A 22,455-nucleotide genomic window follows, 5' to 3' on the forward strand; every position below is an offset into this window, starting at 1 on the left:
GAGCTTGGTGACCAATTGGCCGAGAGATACGGAACCTGCGATGCTCGGCCCGACCTTCCCCAACATCAGGACAGCGACCGTGAGAGCCGCCGACGTGATGACCCGGACCGTGATCACGGTGGCGCCGTCCGCGCCCGCCCGCGTGATCGCCAAGCTCCTGCACCAGCACGGAATCAGCGCCGTGCCCGTGGTCGACGACGGGGGCTCCCTGCTCGGAATGGTGAGCGAGGGGGACCTGATCCCACGCGACGCGCGCGACCGCGACGCGCGCCGCGACTGGTGGCTGCGCATGCTCGCCGAGGGCGAGGAGCTCAACCCCGAGTTCATCGCGAACCTGGAGAAGGATGAGCGGACCGCCGGCGAGATCATGACCGGCCCGGTGATCACGGTGGCGGAGGACGCCGACATCGTCGAGGTGGCGGGCGTGCTGGCGCAGAACCGGATCAAGCGCGCGCCCGTGATCGCCGACGGCCGCATGGTCGGGATCGTCAGCCGGGCCGACCTCGTCCGGGCGATCGCCGGCGACGGCCACGCCGCTGCGCCGCCGCCGTCCGAGCGCAGCCCGGACACTCTCCAAGCCGCCCAGGAACACCTGACCGCTTTGCAGGCTCGCATGCAGAAGAAAATACCCGGGGCCGCCGCGCCCGCCACCCCTTCCGCCGACGATGCGACCGAGGTGGTCTCGGCCACCGATTTCCGCGGACTCGTCGAACGCCACGAAAAGGACGAGAGCGCCCTGCGCTCCGACGTCCATCGGCAGGCCGAGGAGAAGCGGCATCACGAGGTCGACGAGATGCTCGCGGCCGACCTCACCGATGCCGCCTGGAACCGGATGCTGCACGAGGCCCGCGTCGCCGCCGAGAAGGGAGAGACCGAGCACCTGATGCTGCGCTTCCCCTGCGAGCTGTGCACCGACCACGGCCGCGCCGTGAACGTGCCGGATCCCGAATGGCCCGCCACCCTGCGCGGCCTGCCGGCGCGTGTCTTCCTGCGCTGGAAGGACGAGCTGCGCCCCAAGGGCTTCGGCCTGTCGGCCCGCGTCGTCGACTTCCCCGGCGGCGTCCCGGGAGACGTGGGTCTGTTCCTGAACTGGGGAAAATAACCCGGGCGCAGCCCCGAATGCCAAACGGGCGCCGCGGGGCGCCCGTTTCGTTTCGACCCTCCGTAAGGCGCCGCCGCTCAGGTGGCCCGCACGGCGGCCAGGAACTTGCCGACCTCCTGCCGTAGCCGGGCGCCGTCCTGGGCCAGCTCCTTGGCGGAGGCGAGCACCTGGCCGGAGGCCGTGCCGGTCTCGCTGGCGCCGCGGTTCACGTCGGTGATGTGGCGGGCGACCTCGTCGGTGCCCTTGGCGGCCTGCTGGACGTTGCGGGCGATCTCGCCCGTCGCCGCACCCTGCTGCTCGACGGCGGCCGCGATGGCCGACGCGATTTCGGCGATCTGCCCGATCGTGCCGCCGATCTCCTTGATGGCAAGCACCGAGTCCTGGGTCGCCGCCTGCATATCGGCGATCTGGGCCGAGATGTCGCCGGTCGCCTTGCCGGTTTGGGCGGCGAGCGCCTTCACCTCCTGGGCGACGATCGCGAAGCCCCGGCCGGCCTCACCGGCCCGCGCTGCCTCGATGGTGGCGTTGAGCGCCAGCAGGTTGGTCTGTTCGGCGATCGCCGTGATCAGCTTGACGACGTCGCCGATGCGACCAGCCGACTGGGACAGCGTCGCAATGCGGTCGTCGGTGGTGCGGGCCTGAGCGACGGCGTGAGTGGCGATCCGGCTCGACTCCTGCACCTGTCTTCCGATCTCGCCGACCGACGAGGTCATTTCCTGGGTCGCCGAGGCGACCGCGGCCACATTGGCGGAGGCCTCCTCGGAGGCCGCGGCCACGTTCCCGGCGAGCGTCTCGGTGGATTCGGCCGTGCTCGTCATGGCGCCGGCTGCCGCCTCGAGCGCACCGGAGGCCTGCGACACACGCTCGACGATCCGGCCGACCGCGGTCTCGAACTCGCCGGCCAGCCGGCTCATGGCGGCACGCCGCTCCTCGGCGGTCTGGGCCTCGGTGGCCTTGCGGTCGGATTCGAGTTGCTCGACCCGGGCCAGATTGTCACGGAAGGCGAGCGCGGCGCGCGCCGCCTCGCCGACCTCGTCGTAGCGCGCCGTGTAGGGGATCTCGACGGACCGGTTGCCGTCCGCGAGGCCGCGCAGGACCTCGCCGATCCGGCGCACCGGCTTACCGACCATCATACCTCCGAACACGGCCGAGCCGACCAGCACCGCGACCACCAGAAGACCGAGCACGACCGAGAGGCGCGTCGCCTGCTCGACCCCCGAGATCAGCTCGCCGGCCTCGCGGCGAACCATCTCGGTCGCCGAGCCGACCGTCTCGGCGATCAGCCGATCGATCTCACCGACCAGCGGATGAAGCCGCTTCTCCAGCACCTCCCCCTGCTGCGCCCGCGCCTTGACGGTGCTGTCGATCACCTCCGAGAAGCGCGCGAGATTCTTGTCGAGACCGTCGAGCGCCGCGATCAGGGTCGGGTCGGTCAGCTTGCCGCGACCCTGGCGGAGAATCTCCTGGGCCTTCTTCTGCAGCGGCGGGATGCGGGCGGCCTGCGCGGCAGCCTCGGTGGCGTCGTAGCGCCAGGAGACGATGCGGGCCGTCTTGGAGACCGAATCCGCCTCGCGCACCAGCGCTTCCACGTCGGCGCCGTCCGGCGACGCCTCGAGCGCCGGTGACTTGACGAAGCTGTCGAACGCCTTGTTCCAGACGTCCAGGACCTGGTCGCGGGCGACCCACAGGTCGAAGATCTGCTTCTGCAGGATGGCGACGTCCTCGACGGCCTTGTCGTAGGTCCCGATCAGCCCCGCGGCGCGGTCGATGCGTGTGACGTTGTCTTGGAGCCGCACGGCGTTCCGCATCTCGGCGAGGTATCGCGACGCCTCGCCGGCCGTCTGCCGGAAAGTCGTGAGCGCCCTGTCGACCTCCTCCTTGGACCGGGCCATCTTGATCTCACGGAACGCGACCCGCATCCGTTCGAACTCCACCTGGGCGCGGCCGGCGTCCTGGATGAGCTTCTGGCGCGTCAGCGCCGTCTCGGTCGCCGCGATTGTGTCGCGACCGCTGAAGAACGCGCTTCCGACCAAGACCAAGACAAGAGCGATGCCGACCGCGGCCGACAGCGTCAGCTTCGCACCGACGCGCAATCGAAGACCCCGCATGAATTCCTCCAGGAGCCGGCGCGCCGACTTCACTGGTCGGTCACACACTCGTCCGGCGCACTAGTAAGAGGGGTAGACCTTGAGGAGGCGTAAACGAAGCATTGCAGGGACGGCATATTACGCGGTCGTTCAGCGCGCGTGCTGACGACCCGACGACCGGGACCGAGCGGCACGCCCCATTTCCTGACAACTGTCGACCGTTGCACTGCACAATCAGAAACAGTGCCGGTCCGGCGAATTGGTCGCAGACGCGACCGGACAATCCTTCGCGGCAACCGCGTACTGCACCTTGCGGTACTCGTCGCAATCGCCGAAGATCGCCCACCTGTCATAATCGCAATTGCATTTCCGGTGCACGCCGTAACGACCCCCGGCGGCGTGGCGCCCAATCATCCGAACCGCTGCGCGACAGCTGCGCAAGCGCGAGGACCAACGCCGAAGAAAGCCGCGCCTCGGGGTTTTGAGGCCTGCGGATGAACCGAGGCACGAACGACCCGGTCCTCGATCGGGGGGACGAGGGTTACGCCGCATTCAACGAGGAGGAATTCGGACCATGCGCGTTGCAGTCATCACCGGCGGTATGGGGGGCTTGGGAGAGTCGATCAGCGTGAGGATGCACGCTGCGGGTTACCGGGTCGCCGTCACGTGTTCGCCGGGCAACAAGACGGTCGACGAGTGGTTGGACAACCAAAAGAAGGAAGGCCGCGAGTTCAAGGCCTATCAGGTCGACGTCGCCGACTATGAATCCTGCAAGGAGTGCGTCGCGCGCATCTCGACCGAGGTCGGGCCCGTGGACGTGCTGGTCAACAATGCCGGCATCACGCGTGACAGCATGTTCCGCAAGATGACCTTCGAGCAGTGGGACCTCGTGATGCGCACCAACCTGTATTCGGTGTTCAACATGAGCAAGCAGGTCATCGACGGCATGCTCGAGCGCGGTTGGGGCCGGATCATCAACATCTCGTCGATGAACGGCGCCAAGGGCCAGTTCGGCCAGTCCAACTATGCCGCCACCAAGGCCGGCATGTACGGATTCACCAAGTCCCTGGCGCTCGAGGTCGGCCGCAAGGGCGTGACGGTCAACACCATCTCGCCGGGCTATCTCGGCACCAAGATGGTGATGTCGGTGCCCAAGGAAGTGATGGACACGAAGATCCTGCCGCTGATCCCGGTCGGCCGCCTCGGTTCGCCGGACGAGATCGCCGACGTCGTCGTGTTCCTGTCGTCCGACAGCGCCGGCTACATCACCGGAACGGACATCGCCGCGAACGGCGGCCAGTACATGTGACGACATGCGTCGTCCCGGCATCACGGTGCCGGGGCGGCGCTCTCCCTTGTCCGGGTGGCACCTGCCGCCTCAGAGACAGCGGACCATGCCGACCATCAGGTCGATGATCTCCGGGTTGGAGATGCTGTGGCGCCGCGACGCGTGCCACGCGAAAAAATCCAGCGCGTAGGCGATGGCGGCGTCGAGCCGGACTCTCCGGGGCTGCGGCAGGCTGAAAGGCTCGGCCAGAATCTCGCGCATCCGCGTCCACTGACCGACATGGCCGGCGCAGAAGCGCTGCAGCTCGGGCTCGTCTTCCAGGTCGCGCATGATGTTCCACAGCGCCGGGGAAAGCCGTTCAAAAAAACCGTAGAGTTCGCCGAGCGCACGACGCAGTCGCTCCTCCGGCTCGGCGATGTCGATCCAGGCGGCGGGATCAGGAGGCGGGTTTTCAGTCCAGAACCGGGCGGAGCATGCTTCGTAGAGCGAGCCGAGCGTCGGAAAGTGCCGATAGACCGTCGGTCGCTCCACGCCGGCGCGTTCCGCTATCGCGAGAATGCTGGTTCGGATCGGCCCGATCGCGCAGTGCAAGTCGACGGCGGCGGAGACGATTTTCTGACGCGTGGCGTCCTGTCGAATGGCACGGCTTCTCAGCTCGTACTTGCGAGCCATTGCTGTATTCCGAAATCTACTATGGAATGGTTGTCGTGGGGCTCGTGTTTAGACTAGTCGAACCACATTAATGTCTTTTGTTGGAGAAGATACCTTCTTTAACGATCCGGGCTTTCGCAGCGCGGGACAAGATGCCGCGGGGCCGAAACGGGCTCGGTGATCACCGGAGACCGGGGCGGACCGCGGCGCGTTATCTCGGCCTTCAGGCTTCCATGGGAGAACATCGGGTGGCGGGTCTGCGGCGATCGCGGATGCAGTCCTGCGATCACGGCCTCATTCCGAGCGAAAGGACCAGGAGATGACGCGCACCGGGACCATCCTCATGGCTGGGCTCGCCGCCACGACGATCGGCTTCGTGCCCGCAGCCCTTGCGCAGGCGCCGCATGCGGCCGTCGGCATGCCTCACGCCGCCGCCCACCACCGCGCCCATGCTTCTGCATACTCGCGGTACGGTTATTCGTGGCGGCCCGGATACGGCTGGTACGTGTCCTATCGGACGCGGCTGCCGACCCGCGGCGGCTTCGTCGCGGCGGGGGGCCCCGTGCCGCCCGGCGCCTACGGTCCGGTCGGCTATCTCACGCCCGCCCAGGACGGCACCATCTACGCCACCGACGCGCAGCGCATCTACGCCTATCCCACATACGTGTATCCGGCGGCGCCGGCGGCGTATTACGGAACCGGGAGCCTCGGCCTGTCCGGCTGCGCCTGGACGAGGGGCGGCTGGCGCTGAACCGGCGCCCCGCTTGGCCCTTCAGGCTTGCGGTGCGGGATCGAACTCGGCGGCGCGCAGTCGCCGGGCGACCTCGTCCAGCACGGCATTGACCATGCCGGTCTCGTCGCGGTCGACGAAGGCGTGGGCGACATCGACGTATTCCGAGACCACCACCCGGGCCGGGATGTCGCGACGTTGATCGAGTTCCCAGGCGCCGGCCCGCAGCACCGAACGCAGGATCGCCTCGACCCGCTTGAGCGGCCAGCTCGCGGCCAGGGCCTGATCGACCAGAGGGTCGAGCTTACGCTGGCCGGCCACCACGCCGTTGACGATTTCGCGGAAAAAACCAGCCTCGGCCGGGAGATACTGCTCGCCCTCGACCTCGCGGCCGATCCAGTGGCTCTCGAATTCGGCGAGAATCTCGTGCAGCGGCGTCGCCGCGATGTCCATCTGGTAGAGCGCCTGCACGGCGGCGAGCCGTGCGGCGCCGCGGCGGTTCGCCTTGCGCAGGGGCTTCGGCTCTCGGCTCACCGCTCGCCCCGCGGGCTCTGGAGGTGGCGTTTCACCCGGATCAGCGACGTCACGGCTGCAGCCGCGACCCCACCCTTGTCGCCCTCGTCCGGATTGGCGCGCGCCATCGCCTGCGCGGTGGTGTCGGTGGTCACGATGCCGTTGCCGACCGGCACCCGGTGGCGCACGGCCAGATCCATCAGGGCGCGAGCGGATTCCCCGGCGACGATGTCGTAGTGGCTGGTCTCGCCGCGGATCACGCAGCCGAGGGCGACGATCCCGTCGAACGGCAGCCGCCTTGTGTGGACCGGTGCCTCCAGCGCGATCGCCACGGCCTGCGGCACCTCCAGCGACCCCGGCACGCTGACGATGTCCCACTCCACCTGGGCGGCGTCGAGCACGCGCCGGGCCCCCTCCAGGAGCGCATCGGCGATGGCGCCGTAATAGCGCGCCTCGACGATGAGGATACGCGCGCCCGGCAAGGGCTCTTCGATCGTTCGGGTCGCTGTGCTCGGTCCGGCCATGGGGCTCCTCGGTCGCGCCGTCAGTAGCAAGGCGGCGGGATCGGTCGCAACCCCGATCGCGTCAGACCGCCTCTGCGAGGCGCGCGGCGTAACGCGCCATCAGGTCGACTTCGAGGTTGACCTGGTCGCCTGACGCGAGATCACCCAAGGTGGTCACCTGCAGCGTGTGGGGAATCAGCAGCACCGAGAAGGTGTCGCCGGCCACTTCGTTGACGGTCAGCGACACCCCGGCCAGCGTCACCGAGCCCTTGGTGGCGACGAAGCGCGCCAGCCGCACCGGCACCCGGAACGTCAGTTTCGACATCTCCCCGAGATCGTCGCGCGCGAGAAGATCAGCGAGGCCGTCGACATGCCCGGTGACCAGGTGCCCGCCGAGCTCGTCGCCGATCTTCAGCGACCGCTCCAGGTTGACCCGGGTCCCCACCGTCCAGCGACCCACCGTGGTGAGCCGCAACGTCTCGGCCGCGGCGTCGACCGCGAACCACGTCCGCCCACCATCGACGCCCGCGGCGACCACCGTGAGGCAGGTCCCGCTGCATGCGATCGAGGCGCCGTCCACGATGGTGGAACGGTCGTAGCCGCACGACAATGTGAGCCGGCGCAGGTCGTCGGCGCGCGGGGTGACCGCGACGACCGTGCCGATATCCGTGACGATGCCCGTGAACATGGCTCCTGGATTAGGCTGCCGGCGCCCGGATTGCAACGCCGCAACACGTCGGCGGGCTCACCTCTTCCGGCTCGACTCGTGCCAGAGCAGCGCCATCCCCGAGGCAACCACCACGGCCGACCCGACCAGGAGATGCACGGTCGGAATGTCGCCCCACACGACGAAGCCGATCACCATCGCCCACACCAGCGACAGGTAGTAGAACGGCCCGACCGCACCCGCTGGCGCAAGATGGAGCGAGCGGGTCCACCAGTACTGGCCGACCGCGTTGGACACGCCGTTGAAGATCATCAGCACGGAGTCCCACGGCGTCGGCGTCACGAAGCCGAACGGCAGCGCGGCCGCGAAGATGGCGGTGAGCATCACCATCTGCCACATGGTGAGGGTACCGGCGGACTCCGTCTTGGTCATGCTGCGCACGCCGGCCGTGACGACGCCGTAGAGCAGCGCGTTGCCGATCGCGAACAGGAAGCCGATCTGAAACGTCTCGGCCCCGGGATTCGTGACGATCAGCACGCCGACGAAGCCCGCCACCAGCGCAGCCCAGCGGGCGCGGCCCGCCGCCTCCTTGAAGACCAGGGCCGAGATCAGCGTGGCGAACAGCGGTGCCGAAAAGTTGACCGCGATGACGCTGGCGAGCGGCATCAGTCCGAGCGCCACCATGATGCAGGTCTGCGCCGCTGCTTGAGTGACCGATCGCGTGGCGTGGTCGCGCAGCCGGTTCGTCCGGAACACCGCCAGGCCGCTGCGCGGCAGGATGATCACGGCGACCGTGAGCAGCGAGACGACGGCGCGCACGAACAGGATCTCGCCGACCGGATAGGTCGTGAGCTGCCATTTGGAGACGGCGCCGCCGACCGAGAACATGATCGTGGCGCCGACCATGAACAAGATGCCGGGCAGAACGGAACGTGATGTCATGGGCCGTCGGGAGAGGTCATGTCGGGAAAGGTCATCGAGCGTCGGATGAGCCCGGTCGGAGATGTCGGACGGGCTGGCCCTGCAGCACTCCCCCGCCCGGGCGGCTGCGTCAAGCGGGGCCTGTGCGGGGCGGCAGTTTCGGCCAATTCCATATTTTCTCGGTAATCTCTCGTATGTCGGGCGACCGAGCGACCGACTACCACCGGTCCACCCGGCGATCGCGGATGCTGGAGCGTAAGACGCCTCGCGGCAACAGGAGACACGGCATGATGGGGCCGACCCGACGCGACGCATTGGTGGGCGTCGTCGGCGCAGGTGCAGCGGCGCTCCTGCCACGGCGCGTCGCAGCGGCGCCGAACCGGCTCGACAGCCTGGTGATTCACGGAATGCCGGCGACGCCGTCCGTGGTGATGGCGCGCCTGATCGAGACCGGCACGCTTTCGACCTTCGCCGACAAGCCCCAGCTGAAGATCTGGCGCAGCCCCGACCAGATGCGCGCCGGCGTGATCTCGGGCGACATGAAGGTGTTCGGCACGCCGTCCTATTCCTGCGCCACCATGCGCAACCGCGGTGCTCCGGTGCGCCTGATGAACATCGTCACCTGGGGGCTCCTCTATCTGATGAGCCGTGACGAGAGCGTTCGTCGGATCGAGGACATCGCCGGAAAATCGGTGCTGATGGCGTTCCGCAACGATGCGCCCGACCTGATCTTTCGCATGACGCTGCGGCGGCTCGGGATGAACCCCGACGCCGACGTCCGGCTCCATTACGTCGGCACCCCGACCGAAGCCGTGCAGCTCCTCCTCGCCGGCCGCGCCGAGCTCGCGGTGATCTCCGAGCCGGCCGCCACCGCGGCGGAGATCCGCGGCGCCCAGGCGGGCATCGCGCTGCGCCGAGCCGCCGACCTGACCGAGGTCTACGGCCGGCTCGCCGGCCGGCCACCGCGCATCGCCCAAGCCGGCCTCGGCGTACGGGAGGATTTACTTCAGGCGCATCCCGAGATCGTGCAGGCAATCCATGACGGCTGCATCGCCGGCTCGCGGTGGGTGCTCGACAATCCCGTCGAGGCCGGCCGTCTCGGCGCGCCCTTGCTCGATCTCGGCCCCGGAACCATCGCCCAGTCGGTTCCTCATTTCCGCCTCGAGGTGGTCTCGGCGGCGGCGGCCCGTCCGGACATCGAACGCTACTTCACCGACCTGATGGAGATGTCGCCCGACATTCTGGGCGGACGCCTGCCCGACGACGGGTTCTACTGGGGCCAGAGCGCATGATCGGCCGCGCGGTTTCGGACCGCGCCGGCGCCGTCTCCCGCCGCGCCGCGCTGGCGGGCCTCGCCACCACCGCATGGACGCTGGCCTCCGGCCGCAGCGGCGCGTCCGAAACGGGTGGTCTCGCTGCGGGACAGATCGAGCGTCTGGTGATCGCCGGCATGCCGGCCACCCCGACCGTGCTGCTGGCCCGCGCCATCGCGTCCGGCGCGTTCGCGTCCCATGTCACGACGCCGACCCTGACGGTCTGGCGTACCCTCGACGAGCTGCGCGCCGGCGTGCGCACCGGCGCCTACGACCTCGTCGCGCTGCCGACCGACGCGGCCGCCTCGCTGTTCAACGCCGGCGCCGCGATCCGCCTCGTCGACGTGCTCGCCTGGGGGCTCCTGTTCCTGATCGGCCGCGCCGACGTGCAGCGGGTCGAGCAGCTCGCCGGCCGGCGTGTCACCGTGGCGTTCCGGGGCGAGGCGCCCGACCTGATCCTCCGCCTGGTGCTGCGCCGGCTGGGCGTCGATCCGGATCGCGATGTCGAGCTGGACTACTGCGGCTCGCCGGCCGAGACGGCCCGGCGGCTGCTCGCCGGCGAGACCGACCTCGCCGCGCTGCCGGAGCCGGTCGCTACCGCGGTGCTGATGCGGGCCGCGCCGTCCGACCGGCCGGTGCGCCGGATCGCCGATCTCACCGCAGCTTATGGCGCCCTCGTCGGACGCCCGCGCGGCCTGCCGAAGGCCGGGCTGGTGGCGAGCGAGGCACTGCTGCAGTCACGGCCCGAGCTGGTGGTGGCCGCCCACGCCGCCTGCGTCACCGCGGCCGACTGGGTGCGGGCCGAGCCGGCGGCGGCCGGCCGGCTCGGCGCCGAGCCGTTGGATCTGCCCGCCGCCGTGATCGAGGCGTCGCTGCCGCATTTCCGGCTCGACGTAGTGACCGCGGCCGCGGCCCACGACGACATCGCACACTATTATGCGGACCTCACCGCCGTCGCCCCGAACGTCCTGGGGGGCCCACTGCCGCCCGCCCGGTTCTACTGGGGAGACACCGCATGATCCCGCTGCGGACGCGACTCGCCCAAGCGCTCGACTACGTGTGGGGCGGATGGGGCGCCGCCGCGAGCCTGTTGCTGCTGGTCGCACTGTGGGAGGCTGGGCACGAGGCCTATGGCACCCTGGTGCTGCCCTCGCCGCGCGAAACCTTCGCGATGCTCTGGCGCATGACGCTGGACGGCAGGGTCTGGCCAGCCGTGGTCGAGACCGGCCGTAACGCCCTCGCCGGCTTCCTGGGCGGCGTGCTGGTCGGCGGCCTGCTCGGCGCCCTCGCCGGCCTCTCGGACATGATGCGCCGGCTGCTCGCGCCGGTCTCGACGCTGATGCTCGGGATTCCGGCCATCGCCTGGGTGGTGCTGTCGCTGCTGTGGTTCGGCGGCAGCGGGCTCGCCGTGGTGTTCACCGTGCTGGTGACGAGCGCGCCGGTCGTGTTCGCCAGCGCGGCCGAGGGGGTGCGCAGCCTCGATGGCGCACTGCAGCGAATGGCTCGCGCCTTCCGGGTGCCGCGTCGCGTGCTGGTGTGGGACGTCTATCTACCGCACATGCTGTCCTATCTGTTCCCGGCCGTCGCGACCGCTCTCGCCTTGTCCTGGAAGGTCGCCGTGATGACCGAGCTGCTGAGCGGCGCCGGCGGAATCGGCGACGGGCTCGCCACGGCACGCGTCCAGGTCGACACCGTCAAGGCGATGGCCTGGATCCTCGTCGTCGTCGCGCTCCTCCTCGCCGTCGAATATCTGCTGCTCGAGCCGCTGCGCCGGCATGTCCTCGGCTGGCGGCGCGAGCTGCCCGGCGCCGAGACGCGCGACCCGCAGGGCATCTGAATGAGCCCCGCCGTGATGATCGCTCAGGACTCTCCGAGACGGATGAGCGCCGGGCTCGCGATCGACGCCGTGTCGCACGCCTTCGGACCCGAGCCGGTGCTGTCCGGCCTCTCCGTCACCTTGCCGGCCGCACAGGTCGGCTGCCTGATCGGGCCGTCCGGCTGCGGCAAGAGCACGCTGCTCGCCATGATCGGCGGGCTCCTGCGGCCCGATCAGGGACGCGTCGCCCATCCGTTCGCGCGGCCCGCCTTCGTGTTCCAGGACCCCTGCCTGCTGCCGTGGCGCGATGCCCGCGGCAACATCGCCTTCGGCCTGAACGCCTTGCCGATGAGCCGGACGGAATGTAGCGCACGGGCCGACCGCCTGCTCGGCACGGTCGGCCTCACGGCGGAGGACGGTGAGAAGTATCCGCGCGAGCTTTCCGGCGGCATGCGACAGCGCGTGGCGCTCGCCCGGGCCCTCGCGATCGAGCCCGACCTGCTGCTGCTCGACGAGCCGTTCAGCGCGCTGGATGTCGGACTGCGCCGGCAGATGCAGGCGCTGGTGCGGCGGCTGATCGACGCCCGCGGGCTCACTACGGTGCTGGTCACGCACGACCTCGCGGAGGCCGTACGCATGGCGGACCGCATCGTCGTGCTGTCGCCGCGCCCGGCGCACGTCGCGGCGCAGCACGACATCGGCATGCCCCGCGCGGCGCGGGACGACGGCTTCGTCCAGGCCGAGGTCGGACGGCTGCTCGCGGATCCGGCGACGGCCGAGGCCCTCGCCGTCGAGGGCCTGTCGTGAAGCCGCCGGCCGCTCCGCGCTTCGGCGACATCGTGCTCGCGAGCGCGTTCCGCCCGTTCTTCCTGCTGGTTCCGCTCGCCGCCATCTCGGCCGTGCTGCCGCTGCCCGTGATCTGGACCGGTCTCGTCGGGAGCGGAACGATCGGCAGTGCGGCGTGGCACGCCCACGAACAGGTGTTCGGCTGTCTCGCCGCGGCGATGGCCGGGTTTCTGCTCACCGCCCTGCCGAGCTGGACCGGCACGCCGGCGGTGACGGGCCGTCCGCTCGCGATGCTGGTCACGGTCTGGCTCGCCGGCCGCCTCGCCTTCTGGCTCGACGGCGTGCTGCCCGCCTCGCTGGTCGCCCTCGCCGACCTCGCCTTTCTGCCGGCCGTGTTCGGCAGTGCCCTGCCGGCGCTCGCGAAAGCCGGAAAGCGGCCGATCGATCTCGGGCTCGTCGTTGCCGGCCTGCTGCTCGCCAATTTCTGGTTCCACATGACGCGGCTGGGAGCGCTGCCCGGCACGCCCGATGTCGCCGTGGTGCTGGGCCTCGATCTGCTGCTGGTCGCGATCGCACTGGCGCTCGGCCGGATTCTCCCGGTGGCGCTCGGCGCCGCGCTGCAGGAGGCCGGACTGCGCGGTCCGGTCCGCCTGTCGCCCGGGCGGCGCCACTTCGCTGCCGCGACCCTCGCGCTGTTTGCCGCCGCCGACACGTTCGCTCCGGCGAGTCCGGTCACCGGATGGATCGCCCTCGCCGCCGCCTGCGCCCAGCTCGACCGCATCGTGGAGCTGCACCGGGGCGCGGCGCTTCGCCGCCCGCAGGTGCTGCTGTTCTACGTGGCGCAAGCCTTCATGGCGGCCGGCCTGGCCGGACTCGGCGCCGCCGCGCTGGGCGCTTGCTTCGATCCGGTCGGCCTGCGCCACCTGCTCGGCATGGGCGCCGCTTCGCTCACGGTCGTCACCGTGATGTCGATCGTGTCGCTGCGCCACAGCGGCCGCGCCTTCCCGTTGCCGCGCGCCGTGTGGATCGGCCCGCTCCTGATCATCGCCGCGACGCTGCTGCGGGTCGCCGTCCCGGAGATCGCCCCGGAGGCGATGCCGTGGCTCGGGGTCGCACTGCCGAGCGCGCTGTGGGCGGCCGGCTTCCTCGCCTGGCTCGTGGTGTTCGGCCCTTGGCTCGTGACCCCTCGCCTCGACGGCAAGCCCGGGTGATGCCGACCTCCACGCGTTCCGACCCGTGATGACCGGACGCGGCCGGCCGTGAGGCGGGCCGACGCGGCCGGTGTCACGCCGCCGCGGTCGCACTCCGCAGCAAGCCGACGAAATCCGCCTGGACGGCGGTGGGCAGCCAATCGGCATGTGTCGTGAGACCCACGGTCCGACGCTGGTGCGGCACGGCGAGATCCAGCACGGCGAGGCTGTCACCCCCGCCCTCGCCGATCACACAGCCCTGCGGCAGCAGGCTCAAGCGATCGCTCGCCGCCAGCGCCGCCACGGTGCCGCCGAGCGAATCCGCCTCGATCTGGACCCGGCGCGGCAAGTCCCAGCCGGTCACGATGCGATCGATCACGGCGCGCCGAGGCAGGCTGGCGGTGGGCACCACCCAGCCATACGGCCGCAGGTCGGCGGGTGCGAGGTCACGGCGCGCTGCGAGCGGGTGGCCCGACCGGCATGCGACCCGGTAGGGATCGTCGAACAGCGCTTCCTCGGTGAGATCCGCGAAGGGCGGCGGCGCACGCAGTGCACCGAAGATCACGTCGAGGCTGCCGCTGCGCAGCGCGTCGGCGAGCGCCGCATAAGGCCCTTCCCGGATCGTCAGCCGCGCCCACGGATGCCGCTCCAGCAGCGTTTCGGCAGCCCGCGCGACCAGCCGGACAGGCGCCAGCGCCAGCACCCCGATCGTGACGACGGCCGCGGCGGTGCCACGCCCGAGACTCAGCTCCTCGCGGGCGGCCCGGATCTCCGCCCCGGCCAAAGCGAACCGGCGGGCGAGCTCGGCCCCGGTCGGTGACAGCCCGACTCCGTCGCGCGTCCGCCGATAGAGCGGCACGCCGACGCGCTGCTCGAGATCGCGCGCGGCGCGATGCAGCGTCGGCTCGGCCACGCCCAGCGCGGCGGCGGCGCGGCGGAAGGTCTCGGCCGTCCAGATCGCGGTGAGGCTGCGCAGATGCGCGTCGCCCAGCGCTCGGACGGTGCGGGCCACGGCCTCGCTGGCCGGATCGCGTCCGGTCGCTGCGCCGACCGCGCCGGCCAGCCGCGAGAAGAAGCGATCGATCCGGCGAGCCAGCACGCGCCCGTCCTCGGTCAGCCCGCTGCCGTCGCCGCGCCGCTCCATCAGGGTCGTCCCGAGCGCCTCCTCCAGGCCCTGGACGGCGCGGCTGACCGCCGGCTGCGTCAAGCGCAGCGTTCGGGCCGCGGCCGTCATGCCGCCCGCCATTGCGGCGTGGTGGAAGGCGCGCAGGCGCCCGAGCGTCACCGGATCCAAGCGCTCCTCCCGGACAGTGCGGCGCGGCATGAATACTTAGCACAAAGTTATGCCCCGAAACACGGTTGGAATGCCTGCGACTGTGTCGAAAGATGCTGACATGGCGGCGATGAGGATCCGCCCATGACAGACATCATCGATATCCACACGCATGTGATCTCGCCGGATACGGCGCGCTACCCGCTGGCCCCTCTCGGAGGCAAGCAGTCGGACTGGTCGCATGCCCACCCGACCACGGCCGAGGAACTGGTGGCCGCCCTCAACGAGGGAGGCGTCGCGAAGGCGGCGGTCGTGCAGGCGTCGACGGCCTACGGGTTCGATAATTCCTATGCCGCATGGTCGGTCGCGGCCTTTCCGGACCGGTTCACCGGCGTCTTCTCGATGGACATGTTCGCGCCCGACGCGCCCCGCGTGTTCGACCACTGGGTCGCCGCCGGCCTGACGGGGCTCCGCCTGTTCACCACCGGCACGACACAGCCGGGCCAGGCCGGCTGGCTCGCCGATCCGCGAACCTTCCCGATCTGGGAGCGGGCGGAGGCCGCCGCCCTGCCTGTCTGTATCCAGATGCGTCCGGAGGGCATCGACCAGCTCCTGATCCTGCTGGACCGGTTCCGGCGCGTCCCCGTGATCCTCGACCACCTCGCCCGCGTGGATCTCTCCGACGGCGCGCCGTATCGCAACGCGGGCTGGCTGTTCGCCCTCGCCGACCGACCGAACGTGGTGCTCAAGCTGACCAGCCGGACCGTGCGCGAAGCTTCGACAGGGGCGTCCCGGCCGGAGGACTTCTTCCCGCGTCTGGTCGCGACCTTCGGGGCGGACCGGATCGCCTGGGGCTCCAACTTCCCGGCCGAGCCCGGGCCGATGAGCCGCATCCTCGCCGCCGCTCGTGACAGCCTATCCTGCCTGTCGGAGACCGACCGGGCCACGATCTTCGCCGGCACGGCTCGACGCCTCTACCCCGCGCTCGCCGGCGAGCCGGCCCACGCCTGACGTGTCCCTCCGGCGCCGCTGCGGCGACGGAGACAACGATAAGACCGGAGGAAAGACCATGATCCGTCCCGATCGCCGTACCGTCGTCCTCGGCGGCCTCGCCGGCGCCGTCGTCGGCGCCATGCCGGCGGCGGCGCCCGCCCAGGCCGGCTACCCGAACCGCAGCGTGCGGATCATCGTGCCCTATGGCGCCGGCGGCATCGCCGACGTCACCATGCGAATGGTGGCCCAGAAGCTGTCGGACAAGCTCGGCCAGCAGTTCATCATCGACAACCGGCCGGGCGCCGCCGGCGTGATCGGCATCAACGCCGTGGTCGCCTCGACGCCGGACGGCTACACGCTGGCGATGATCGGGGGCGGACTGACCGCGGCGAAATCGCTGTTCAAGTCGCTGCCTTACGATCTGGAACGCGACCTCGTCCCGATCTCGACGACGGCCTCGTACGGGCTCGTCGTCGCGACCAAGGCGGGCTCCCCGCTCAAGAGCGTGCAGGACATCATCGCGACCGCCAAGGCGTCGCCGGGCAAGCTGAACTTCGGCAGCATCAATCCGGGCAGCAATCAGCACCTCGCCGGCGAGCTGTTTAAGTCGATGGCCGGGATCACGGTCACGTCGATCCCGTTCAAGACGACGCCACAGCTCGTCACCGCCATGATCCAGGGCGACGTCGACGTGCTGTTCGAGTATCAGGCTGCCCTGCAAGGTGCGCTCGCGGACCGCCAGATCACCGCGGTAGCGACCACGGCGACCGAGCGCGCCGCCGCCCTGCCCGAGGTGCCGACCGTCGCCGAGAGTGGCCTGCCCGACTACGAGGTGACGAGCTGGAACGGTCTGGCCGCCCCGGCCGCGACGCCGCCCGACATCGTCGCGACGCTGAACAGCGCCGTCATCGAGGTGCTCGCCCTGCCCGACATCCAGGGCTCCGCCACCAAGTTCGGCATGACGGCCCGGGGCTGCTCGGTGGAGGAGTTCCGGACCCGCATCGCCCGCGAGGTCGTCAAATGGGCCAAGGTCGTGGCCGACGCGGGGATCGAGAAGAAGTAGCCCGCCGCGAGCCCTCCGGACGTCCCGCGGCCGAGACTCCTGCCGTCGTGCGACCCGGCGGGCTGCGCCCGCTCGTTGACGGCAGCGGCTCCGTCCCGGTTCCAGCCGATCTGCAGATCCCTCCCCGGCCGATCTCTGGACGTGCTCCCACGTCGCCGGTCCAGATCGTCGCCTGGGTTCCGGTCGAGGGTCCGTGGAAATCCCGGCGGAGTCGATGTCCCATGCGCTCGTCGGCAAGGCGCCAACACCGTCGATCAGACCGGTGAGCTGCAGCGCACCTCCCGCACGAGCGCCACGGCTCGCCGACGAGGCAAGGGCTCGCGAATGGGCACGACGGAGAGGAGGGAGCAAAAATCGACGCGTCGACCCGCAAATCAGCGAGGGTCCAATCGCGAGATCGGGAGGGCCATCAAGTCTTTGATTTGATGGCGGGAGCGACGGGACTCGAACCCGCGACCTCCGGCGTGACAGGCCGGCGGTTCAGCAGGACTCTCAAGGCCCGATTCAACTTTTTGCCGGGCAACAGCGCCTGTAAGGCCAGCGATTCAACATCTTCAGGGGAGAAAGTTGAATCGCATTTCGAGGTGGGAGACGCGCTGACGGCGGGGGGCTGACATGGCAGCCGTCACCGCAACCGGCGCCGTCACCACCTGGCTGATTTTCGCCTCGGCCGCCCACAACGGCCTGCACCAGGGCGTGCAGGGCATCCAGTACCAGGACCTCGAGGCCTGCCGCCGGGCCGCCGCGCACATCACCGTGGCGCAGCGGCAGGCCGACGCCTGGTTCACCCGCCTTCCCTACTGCACGGATCGCCGCCCCGACTGGTGGTGGCCGGCCGGAGGTGTCGGCCGATGAGCACGACCCTCAGGGTGAACCGCTGTCTCGCCGACGAAGCGATGGAGGCGATCGACCATGCTCTCGGGCGCCCGCTCGATCCTCTCGTCGAAACCCACCGGAACTACTTCGCGGCACCGCCGGTGCTCGCCGCGCAGTTTGCAGCAACCCCGCACTGGGATGTCGGGAGCCCGATGCCGGGTGGCATCGTTTCGTGCCGGGTCACGGAGGAGGGTCGACGCGCCCTCGCGGCCTACCTCCTGCAGGCCGGCGACCCCCACCGGGCGTTCGAGGTGCTCTACGACAGTCACACCACCACGGTGGTCGCCACAACACCCGGCCGCGCCAAGTACAGCTATTTCCTGGATCTCCGCGACTCGTTCAGCGAACTGACCTTCGCCGAGTTCTGCCGGAAGGTGTCGGTGCGCTCGATCCCGCTCGGGAGGAAGCCGGCATGAGCACGATCTCGTGGCTGCGGGACGAGACCGGCCGGCCGGGCCGGACCTGGAATCCGATCCGGGCGCGTCACAGGGCGACCGGCAAGATCGGCTGGCACTGCGAGCCGGTGCACGAGGGCTGCAAGCACTGCTACGCGGCCGCACAGAACCGCGCCGGCGCGCGTGGCGGCACCGGGCTGCCCTACAAGCCGGGGCACCGTGACGACGTCGAGCTCTTCCTCGACGAAAAAACGCTGCGGGCCCCGCTCCACTGGCGCAAGCCGCTCCGGATCTTCGCCTGCTCGATGACGGACCTTTACGGGTCGTGGGTGCCGGACGAGTGGATCGACCGGATCAAGGCCGTTCAGGCCCTGACGCCGCAGCACACCTACATCGAGCTGACGAAGCGGCCGGAGCGGATGGGGCGTTACCTAAGCGCGTTGCGGTCCGATCCGGGCCGACGTCCGTACGTCCGGCGGCCGGGGTGGAAGGCGCCGGATAGCAGAGACGGTGACGCCGTTTTGCTTTTGCAGGAAGGCCAGGACTGGCCCCTCCCCAACGTCTGGGCCGGCCCATCCTGCTCCACCCAGGACGACGCGAACCGGATGATTCCGGAGGTCCTGCAGACGCCTCTCGCCAAGCGGTTGGTCTCCTTTGAGCCGCTGCTGAACTACATCGACCTCGCCGAGATCGATTGCGGCGGCGGCGTCCGATGGGACGTGCGTGGCGGCCGCGGCCGGTCCGGCGGCCTCGATCTGGCGATCGTCGGCGGCCTCAACGGCCCCGAGCCGACCGACATCGACATCGTCCGGGACCTGGTACGGCAGTGCCGGACATCGGCGATGCCGGTCTTCGTGAAGCAGCTCGGCCGCACCTGCCGCATGACGCGCGCCGAGGCCGTGTCCGCAATCGCCGCCGGCGCCAAATGGCGGCGCCACAAGAGCGTCGACGTCGTCGCTTTCAAGGACCGCAAAGGCGAGGACCCGGCCGAGTGGCCGTCGGATTTGCGGGTGCGGGAATGGCCGGAGGTGCGGCCGTGAGCGTTCCCGAGCATGTGCGACGCCGGGCCGAGGTGCTCGCCGGCGAGCTGCGCGCGGGCGGGTGGCGGCGCGTCGCCTGCATCGACTTCGCGCGTGGCCGTTGGCAGCAGCACTTCGTGTCGGTGCGCGATCCGCGGGTGACGAAGGCCGTCACCGGGGACCGGAGCGACAAGGTCGCGACCCGATTCCACTTCGCCGACGACGGCGTGATCGAGGTCGACGAGCTCACGCCGCCGCTGATCGACGACGTCGGGCGGGAGTTCCTGACGCTGGAGACGCTGACGGAGGCGATCGTTCAGCACGACGACGCGCGCGCCTGGTACCGCGCCGCACCGGCGGCCGAGGAGGCTCGGCCGTGAGCGTCACCGCCTACACCGTGACGGCTGCTGCGATCAACCCGGAGATCGTGTCCGAACGGCTCGGCTCCATCGCGTTCATGCTGCGCGGCGAGCGCTATCCGTTCGGCTCAGAGATCGGGCTGCAGAACGCGATCGAGGCGACGTTCCGCCGGTTCGGCCTGGTGTTCGAACGTGAAAAACGCCTCGGTCCGGGCGACATCGTCGACTTCTACGTGCCGGTGCTCGCCCCGCCCGGCGCGGCGCCGCCCCACGGAATCGCCGTGGAGGTGAAGCTCCACGGCGGCCGCCGCGACGTCTATCGCCAGTGCGAGCGCTACTGCCTTCACCCCGACGTGGTCGGCCTGGTGCTGGCCACGGTCCGCCCTGGCGCCCTGCCCCCGATCATCGCCGGCAAGCCGGCCCGGGTGGTCGATCTCGGGAGGGCCTGGCTGTGACCATACGCGTCGATCTGCTCACGGATCCCGCCGAGATCATGCAGCTCCCCTGCGCGACCAACGCCGCGCGGGCGGGCCCGGCTGCGCGGGCCACCGCAGGCGCCTATGGCCGGCTCTCCTTTTCCTGTGGCGGCCGCGGTGGTGCGCGGTGGGTGATGAGCAGCGTCGCCCCGCAGGTCGCGCTGCGGCTGAAGAGCGTGTTCCCGCGCCTCGACAAGGCGGAGACCGGACGGTTCACCTTCGAGGACTCGCCGATCGTCTGCGCTGATCTCGACTGGTTTCTGTCCCGCTACCGGATGGACATGACGGCCGAGGACCGCCGCCGGTTGACGCGCGAGCGCCGGCGCTTCGAGGCCAGCCGGGCCGAGTTCGAGCGCATCCTGCTGCCCGAGTGGCGCCCCGCCGTGCACACGGCGCTCCGGGCGGACAAGCGCGCCTTCGCGTTTCAGGAGAAGGCGATCGAGATCGCCGTGCGGATGCGGCGCCTGCTCGTCCTTGACGAGGGCGGCATGGGTAAGACGATCACCGGCACCGGCATCATGGTGAAGGCCGGCCTGTTCCCGGCCGCCGTGGTCGTCCAGGCCCACCTCGCCACCCAGTGGGCCGAGCGCATCGCCGAGTTTTCGACTCTGCGCGTCTACGTGATCGACGGCACCCGGCCCTACGACCTGCCCGAGGCGGACGTCTACGTGTTCCGCTACTCCAACATCGCCGGCTGGGTCGACATCGCCGGACAGGGCGTGTTCCGGGTCGTGCTGTTCGACGAGATTCAGGAGCTGCGCCGGGGCGGCGACGCACAGAAGGGCAAGGCCGGAAAGGTCTTCGTCCGGAACGCCGCCATCCGGGTCGGCCTCACCGCGACGCCGATCTACAACTACGGCGACGAGATGTTCAACATCGTCGAGTACATCGAGCCGGGCGCGCTCGGCTCGGTGTGGGAGTTCCGGCGGGAGTGGTGCCACGCGGTCGGGCAGCACTGGGTGGTGAAGGAGCCCGACGCGCTCGGCATGCATCTGCGCGAGCAGACCATCACGATCCGCCGCACCTACGACGACGCCGAGGTGAAGGCCGAGTTGGGCGACGCGCTGCCCAAGCCGAACCGCATCGTCGTCGACGTCCCCTACGATGAGGAGGTCGAGCAGGACGAGTTGGCGCTGTGCCGCGCCTTGGCCATCCAGGTCACCACCGGCTCATTCACGGAGAGCGGCCAGGCGGCGCGCGACCTCGATGCACGGCTGCGCCGCATCACCGGCATGGCGAAGGCGAGGCATGTCGCCGCCTATGTTCGGCTGCTGCTCGCCGGCGGCGACCCGGTGCTGCTCGCCGGCTGGCACCGTGACGTCTACGAGGTGTGGCTGCGCGAGCTCGCGGCGTTCTCGCCCGTCCTCTACACCGGGTCCGAAACCCCGGCCCAGAAGGACAAGAACAAGGCCGCGTTCATCGCAGGCCGCTCGCGCGTGATGATGATCTCGCTGCGCTCCGGCTCCGGCCTCGACGGGCTGCAGAAGGTCTGCAACACGCTAGTGGTCGGCGAGCTCGACTGGTCGCCCCAGGTGATCGACCAGCTCGTCTGGCGGCTCCGCCGCCTCGGCCAGCAGCGCTGGCCCGTCGATGCCCACATCCTGCATGCGAACGGCGGTGCCGATCCGGTGATGGCCGGCGTGCTCGGCCTCAAGGCCTTCCAGTCCCGCGGCATCACCGATCCGCTCGCCGGCCCCGAGATCGTCGTCCGCGACCAGAGCCGCCTCAAGCTGCTGGCGCAGCGTTTCCTGGAGACGACGGAGGGACGGACGTGAGCGACCAGCTCCGCCCTGCCCTGCGGCGCGACGCCGCGATCGCCGTCGGTGCGGTGATCTGGCACGGCGGCAGGCCTCTCGCCGTGTTTCGCGTCCACGGCGAGGACGCGGCTGCGCCGGTGATCCTCGAAGAGCTGACGACTCGGTGCGGGCTGCGCGGTCAGCTCTGCCTCTGGTCGCTCGACGCGGTGACGAAAGCGATGATGCGCGGCGCGTCCCGACAGCATCGCTTCCTGGAGACGACGGAGGGACGGACGTGACCGTCTATGTCGACGACGTCCAGCACCGGTTCGGCCAGATGATCATGTGCCACATGTGGGCCGACACCGAGGACGAGCTGCACGCCATGGCGGACGGCCTCGGGATCGCGCGGCGCTGGTTCCAGCAGCCGCCGAAGGCCTCCTGGCGGCACTACGACATCAGCCTCGGCAAGAAGCGCCTGGCGCTCCGGCGTGGCGCCGTGCTGACCGACCGATACGGGCCGGTCGAGCACGTCGCCCGGCTGCACCTCGCCTCGGCCGATCCCGCGCTGGTCGCGAGAGGGGAGAGGACGCTGGCCAGAATTGCGGCCGCACGGACCATCACCACCCGCTCGGGAGCAGCATCATGAAACAACGAGAGTTCACGAAGTGCCTTCGCTGCGGCAAGGGCGTGATGCA

General features: G+C 70.1%; 25 protein-coding genes. 18 read left to right on the forward strand and 7 right to left on the reverse strand.

The window, feature by feature from the left end; genetic code table 11:
- The first annotated feature begins 40 nt into the window (after window positions 1–40).
- Window positions 41–1,102, forward strand: coding sequence for a CBS domain-containing protein (locus tag CH341_RS04920; RefSeq protein WP_245430885.1), 1,062 nt, complete (start codon window positions 41–43; stop codon window positions 1,100–1,102).
- Window positions 1,103–1,179: 77 nt separating this feature from the next.
- Here the strand turns inward: CH341_RS04920 and CH341_RS04925 are convergent, their stop codons facing one another.
- Window positions 1,180–3,210 (reverse strand): methyl-accepting chemotaxis protein, encoded by a 2,031-nt coding sequence (locus tag CH341_RS04925; protein ID WP_146604378.1) that lies wholly within the window; start codon window positions 3,208–3,210, stop codon window positions 1,180–1,182.
- Window positions 3,211–3,763: 553 nt separating this feature from the next.
- On the opposite strand from CH341_RS04925, the gene phbB reads away from it, so the two are divergent.
- Window positions 3,764–4,498, forward strand: coding sequence for an acetoacetyl-CoA reductase (gene phbB / locus CH341_RS04930; protein ID WP_111417917.1), 735 nt, complete (start codon window positions 3,764–3,766; stop codon window positions 4,496–4,498).
- Between the two features lie 69 nt (window positions 4,499–4,567).
- Here the strand turns inward: phbB and CH341_RS04935 are convergent, their stop codons facing one another.
- Window positions 4,568–5,149 carry a TetR/AcrR family transcriptional regulator gene (locus CH341_RS04935; RefSeq protein WP_111417918.1) on the reverse strand — a complete coding sequence of 194 codons (582 nt, stop codon included), beginning with the start codon at window positions 5,147–5,149 and terminating at the stop codon, window positions 4,568–4,570.
- Window positions 5,150–5,447: 298 nt separating this feature from the next.
- On the opposite strand from CH341_RS04935, the gene CH341_RS04940 reads away from it, so the two are divergent.
- Window positions 5,448–5,879 (forward strand): hypothetical protein, encoded by a 432-nt coding sequence (locus CH341_RS04940; protein WP_111417919.1) that lies wholly within the window; start codon window positions 5,448–5,450, stop codon window positions 5,877–5,879.
- Between the two features lie 21 nt (window positions 5,880–5,900).
- Here the strand turns inward: CH341_RS04940 and nusB are convergent, their stop codons facing one another.
- From nusB to CH341_RS04960, 4 genes are all read right to left on the reverse strand, one after another.
- The gene (gene nusB / locus CH341_RS04945) at window positions 5,901–6,392 is read right to left on the reverse strand and encodes a transcription antitermination factor NusB (RefSeq protein ID WP_111417920.1); all 492 of its coding nucleotides are present in this window, start codon (window positions 6,390–6,392) and stop codon (window positions 5,901–5,903) included.
- Window positions 6,389–6,895: a 6,7-dimethyl-8-ribityllumazine synthase gene (gene ribH, locus CH341_RS04950; RefSeq protein ID WP_111417921.1), complete on the reverse strand. Its 507-nt coding sequence runs from the start codon at window positions 6,893–6,895 to the stop codon at window positions 6,389–6,391. Before ribH ends, nusB begins: the two co-directional genes overlap by 4 nt.
- A gap of 61 nt (window positions 6,896–6,956) precedes the next feature.
- Entirely contained in the window at window positions 6,957–7,562 is a 606-nt protein-coding gene (locus tag CH341_RS04955) for a riboflavin synthase (protein ID WP_111417922.1), read from the reverse strand.
- A 57-nt stretch (window positions 7,563–7,619) separates the two neighbouring features.
- Complete coding sequence (locus CH341_RS04960) at window positions 7,620–8,483, reverse strand: DMT family transporter (RefSeq protein ID WP_170149477.1); 864 nt, start codon at window positions 8,481–8,483, stop codon at window positions 7,620–7,622.
- Between the two features lie 266 nt (window positions 8,484–8,749).
- On the opposite strand from CH341_RS04960, the gene CH341_RS04965 reads away from it, so the two are divergent.
- Genes CH341_RS04965 through CH341_RS04985 form a run of 5 tightly spaced genes read left to right on the forward strand, consistent with a single transcriptional unit; the run spans window position 8,750 to window position 13,588 of the window.
- Entirely contained in the window at window positions 8,750–9,754 is a 1,005-nt protein-coding gene (locus CH341_RS04965) for an ABC transporter substrate-binding protein (RefSeq protein ID WP_111417924.1), read from the forward strand.
- Window positions 9,751–10,794 carry an ABC transporter substrate-binding protein gene (locus CH341_RS04970; RefSeq protein WP_111417925.1) on the forward strand — a complete coding sequence of 348 codons (1,044 nt, stop codon included), beginning with the start codon at window positions 9,751–9,753 and terminating at the stop codon, window positions 10,792–10,794. Before CH341_RS04965 ends, CH341_RS04970 begins: the two co-directional genes overlap by 4 nt.
- Window positions 10,791–11,612 carry an ABC transporter permease gene (locus CH341_RS04975; RefSeq protein ID WP_111417926.1) on the forward strand — a complete coding sequence of 274 codons (822 nt, stop codon included), beginning with the start codon at window positions 10,791–10,793 and terminating at the stop codon, window positions 11,610–11,612. Before CH341_RS04970 ends, CH341_RS04975 begins: the two co-directional genes overlap by 4 nt.
- 42 nt (window positions 11,613–11,654) lie before the next feature.
- Window positions 11,655–12,398: an ABC transporter ATP-binding protein gene (locus CH341_RS04980; RefSeq protein ID WP_111417927.1), complete on the forward strand. Its 744-nt coding sequence runs from the start codon at window positions 11,655–11,657 to the stop codon at window positions 12,396–12,398.
- A complete protein-coding gene (locus tag CH341_RS04985) occupies window positions 12,395–13,588 on the forward strand; it encodes an NnrS family protein (protein WP_111417928.1) in 1,194 nt (397 codons plus the stop codon). Before CH341_RS04980 ends, CH341_RS04985 begins: the two co-directional genes overlap by 4 nt.
- A 73-nt stretch (window positions 13,589–13,661) precedes the next feature.
- Here the strand turns inward: CH341_RS04985 and CH341_RS04990 are convergent, their stop codons facing one another.
- Complete coding sequence (locus CH341_RS04990) at window positions 13,662–14,852, reverse strand: LysR family transcriptional regulator (RefSeq protein ID WP_245430886.1); 1,191 nt, start codon at window positions 14,850–14,852, stop codon at window positions 13,662–13,664.
- A 132-nt stretch (window positions 14,853–14,984) separates the two neighbouring features.
- Here CH341_RS04990 and CH341_RS04995 point away from each other — a divergent pair, with 132 nt between their 5' ends.
- The 10 genes from CH341_RS04995 to CH341_RS05040 all read left to right on the forward strand — a co-directional run bounded on the left by CH341_RS04995 (window position 14,985) and on the right by CH341_RS05040 (window position 22,406).
- Window positions 14,985–15,851 carry an amidohydrolase family protein gene (locus CH341_RS04995; protein ID WP_111417930.1) on the forward strand — a complete coding sequence of 289 codons (867 nt, stop codon included), beginning with the start codon at window positions 14,985–14,987 and terminating at the stop codon, window positions 15,849–15,851.
- Between the two features lie 58 nt (window positions 15,852–15,909).
- On the forward strand, window positions 15,910–16,896 hold the full coding sequence (locus CH341_RS05000; RefSeq protein WP_111417931.1) for a tripartite tricarboxylate transporter substrate-binding protein: 987 nt from the start codon (window positions 15,910–15,912) through the stop codon (window positions 16,894–16,896).
- 615 nt (window positions 16,897–17,511) lie between these two features.
- Entirely contained in the window at window positions 17,512–17,751 is a 240-nt protein-coding gene (locus CH341_RS05005; RefSeq protein ID WP_111417932.1) for a hypothetical protein, read from the forward strand.
- The gene (locus CH341_RS05010; protein WP_111417933.1) at window positions 17,748–18,188 is read left to right on the forward strand and encodes a hypothetical protein; all 441 of its coding nucleotides are present in this window, start codon (window positions 17,748–17,750) and stop codon (window positions 18,186–18,188) included. The genes CH341_RS05005 and CH341_RS05010 overlap by 4 nt, the downstream gene beginning before the upstream one ends.
- Window positions 18,185–19,207 (forward strand): DUF5131 family protein, encoded by a 1,023-nt coding sequence (locus CH341_RS05015; protein ID WP_111417934.1) that lies wholly within the window; start codon window positions 18,185–18,187, stop codon window positions 19,205–19,207. Before CH341_RS05010 ends, CH341_RS05015 begins: the two co-directional genes overlap by 4 nt.
- Window positions 19,204–19,566 (forward strand): hypothetical protein, encoded by a 363-nt coding sequence (locus tag CH341_RS05020; RefSeq protein ID WP_146604379.1) that lies wholly within the window; start codon window positions 19,204–19,206, stop codon window positions 19,564–19,566. Before CH341_RS05015 ends, CH341_RS05020 begins: the two co-directional genes overlap by 4 nt.
- Window positions 19,563–20,000 carry a hypothetical protein gene (locus CH341_RS05025; RefSeq protein ID WP_111417936.1) on the forward strand — a complete coding sequence of 146 codons (438 nt, stop codon included), beginning with the start codon at window positions 19,563–19,565 and terminating at the stop codon, window positions 19,998–20,000. The genes CH341_RS05020 and CH341_RS05025 overlap by 4 nt, the downstream gene beginning before the upstream one ends.
- Entirely contained in the window at window positions 19,997–21,796 is a 1,800-nt protein-coding gene (locus CH341_RS05030) for an SNF2-related protein (RefSeq protein WP_111417937.1), read from the forward strand. Before CH341_RS05025 ends, CH341_RS05030 begins: the two co-directional genes overlap by 4 nt.
- Window positions 21,793–22,056 (forward strand): hypothetical protein, encoded by a 264-nt coding sequence (locus CH341_RS05035; protein WP_111417938.1) that lies wholly within the window; start codon window positions 21,793–21,795, stop codon window positions 22,054–22,056. Before CH341_RS05030 ends, CH341_RS05035 begins: the two co-directional genes overlap by 4 nt.
- The gene (locus CH341_RS05040; protein WP_111417939.1) at window positions 22,053–22,406 is read left to right on the forward strand and encodes a DUF4031 domain-containing protein; all 354 of its coding nucleotides are present in this window, start codon (window positions 22,053–22,055) and stop codon (window positions 22,404–22,406) included. Before CH341_RS05035 ends, CH341_RS05040 begins: the two co-directional genes overlap by 4 nt.
- The last annotated feature ends 49 nt before the right edge of the window (window positions 22,407–22,455 follow it).

It is taken from the genome of Rhodoplanes roseus (assembly GCF_003258865.1).
In the GTDB taxonomy this organism is placed as follows: Bacteria; Pseudomonadota; Alphaproteobacteria; order Rhizobiales; family Xanthobacteraceae; genus Rhodoplanes; species Rhodoplanes roseus.

Coding starts and splice junctions, on each gene's coding strand:
- CH341_RS04920 (WP_245430885.1), top strand. CDS start 41: ATGCTCGGCCCGACCTTCCCCAACATCAGGACAGCGACCGTGAGAGCC.
- CH341_RS04925 (WP_146604378.1), bottom strand. CDS start 3,210: ATGCGGGGTCTTCGATTGCGCGTCGGTGCGAAGCTGACGCTGTCGGCC.
- phbB (WP_111417917.1), top strand. CDS start 3,764: ATGCGCGTTGCAGTCATCACCGGCGGTATGGGGGGCTTGGGAGAGTCG.
- CH341_RS04935 (WP_111417918.1), bottom strand. CDS start 5,149: ATGGCTCGCAAGTACGAGCTGAGAAGCCGTGCCATTCGACAGGACGCC.
- CH341_RS04940 (WP_111417919.1), top strand. CDS start 5,448: ATGACGCGCACCGGGACCATCCTCATGGCTGGGCTCGCCGCCACGACG.
- ribH (WP_111417921.1), bottom strand. CDS start 6,895: ATGGCCGGACCGAGCACAGCGACCCGAACGATCGAAGAGCCCTTGCCG.
- CH341_RS04955 (WP_111417922.1), bottom strand. CDS start 7,562: ATGTTCACGGGCATCGTCACGGATATCGGCACGGTCGTCGCGGTCACC.
- CH341_RS04960 (WP_170149477.1), bottom strand. CDS start 8,483: ATGACATCACGTTCCGTTCTGCCCGGCATCTTGTTCATGGTCGGCGCC.
- CH341_RS04965 (WP_111417924.1), top strand. CDS start 8,750: ATGATGGGGCCGACCCGACGCGACGCATTGGTGGGCGTCGTCGGCGCA.
- CH341_RS04970 (WP_111417925.1), top strand. CDS start 9,751: ATGATCGGCCGCGCGGTTTCGGACCGCGCCGGCGCCGTCTCCCGCCGC.
- CH341_RS04975 (WP_111417926.1), top strand. CDS start 10,791: ATGATCCCGCTGCGGACGCGACTCGCCCAAGCGCTCGACTACGTGTGG.
- CH341_RS04980 (WP_111417927.1), top strand. CDS start 11,655: ATGAGCGCCGGGCTCGCGATCGACGCCGTGTCGCACGCCTTCGGACCC.
- CH341_RS04995 (WP_111417930.1), top strand. CDS start 14,985: ATGACAGACATCATCGATATCCACACGCATGTGATCTCGCCGGATACG.
- CH341_RS05000 (WP_111417931.1), top strand. CDS start 15,910: ATGATCCGTCCCGATCGCCGTACCGTCGTCCTCGGCGGCCTCGCCGGC.
- CH341_RS05005 (WP_111417932.1), top strand. CDS start 17,512: ATGGCAGCCGTCACCGCAACCGGCGCCGTCACCACCTGGCTGATTTTC.
- CH341_RS05010 (WP_111417933.1), top strand. CDS start 17,748: ATGAGCACGACCCTCAGGGTGAACCGCTGTCTCGCCGACGAAGCGATG.
- CH341_RS05015 (WP_111417934.1), top strand. CDS start 18,185: ATGAGCACGATCTCGTGGCTGCGGGACGAGACCGGCCGGCCGGGCCGG.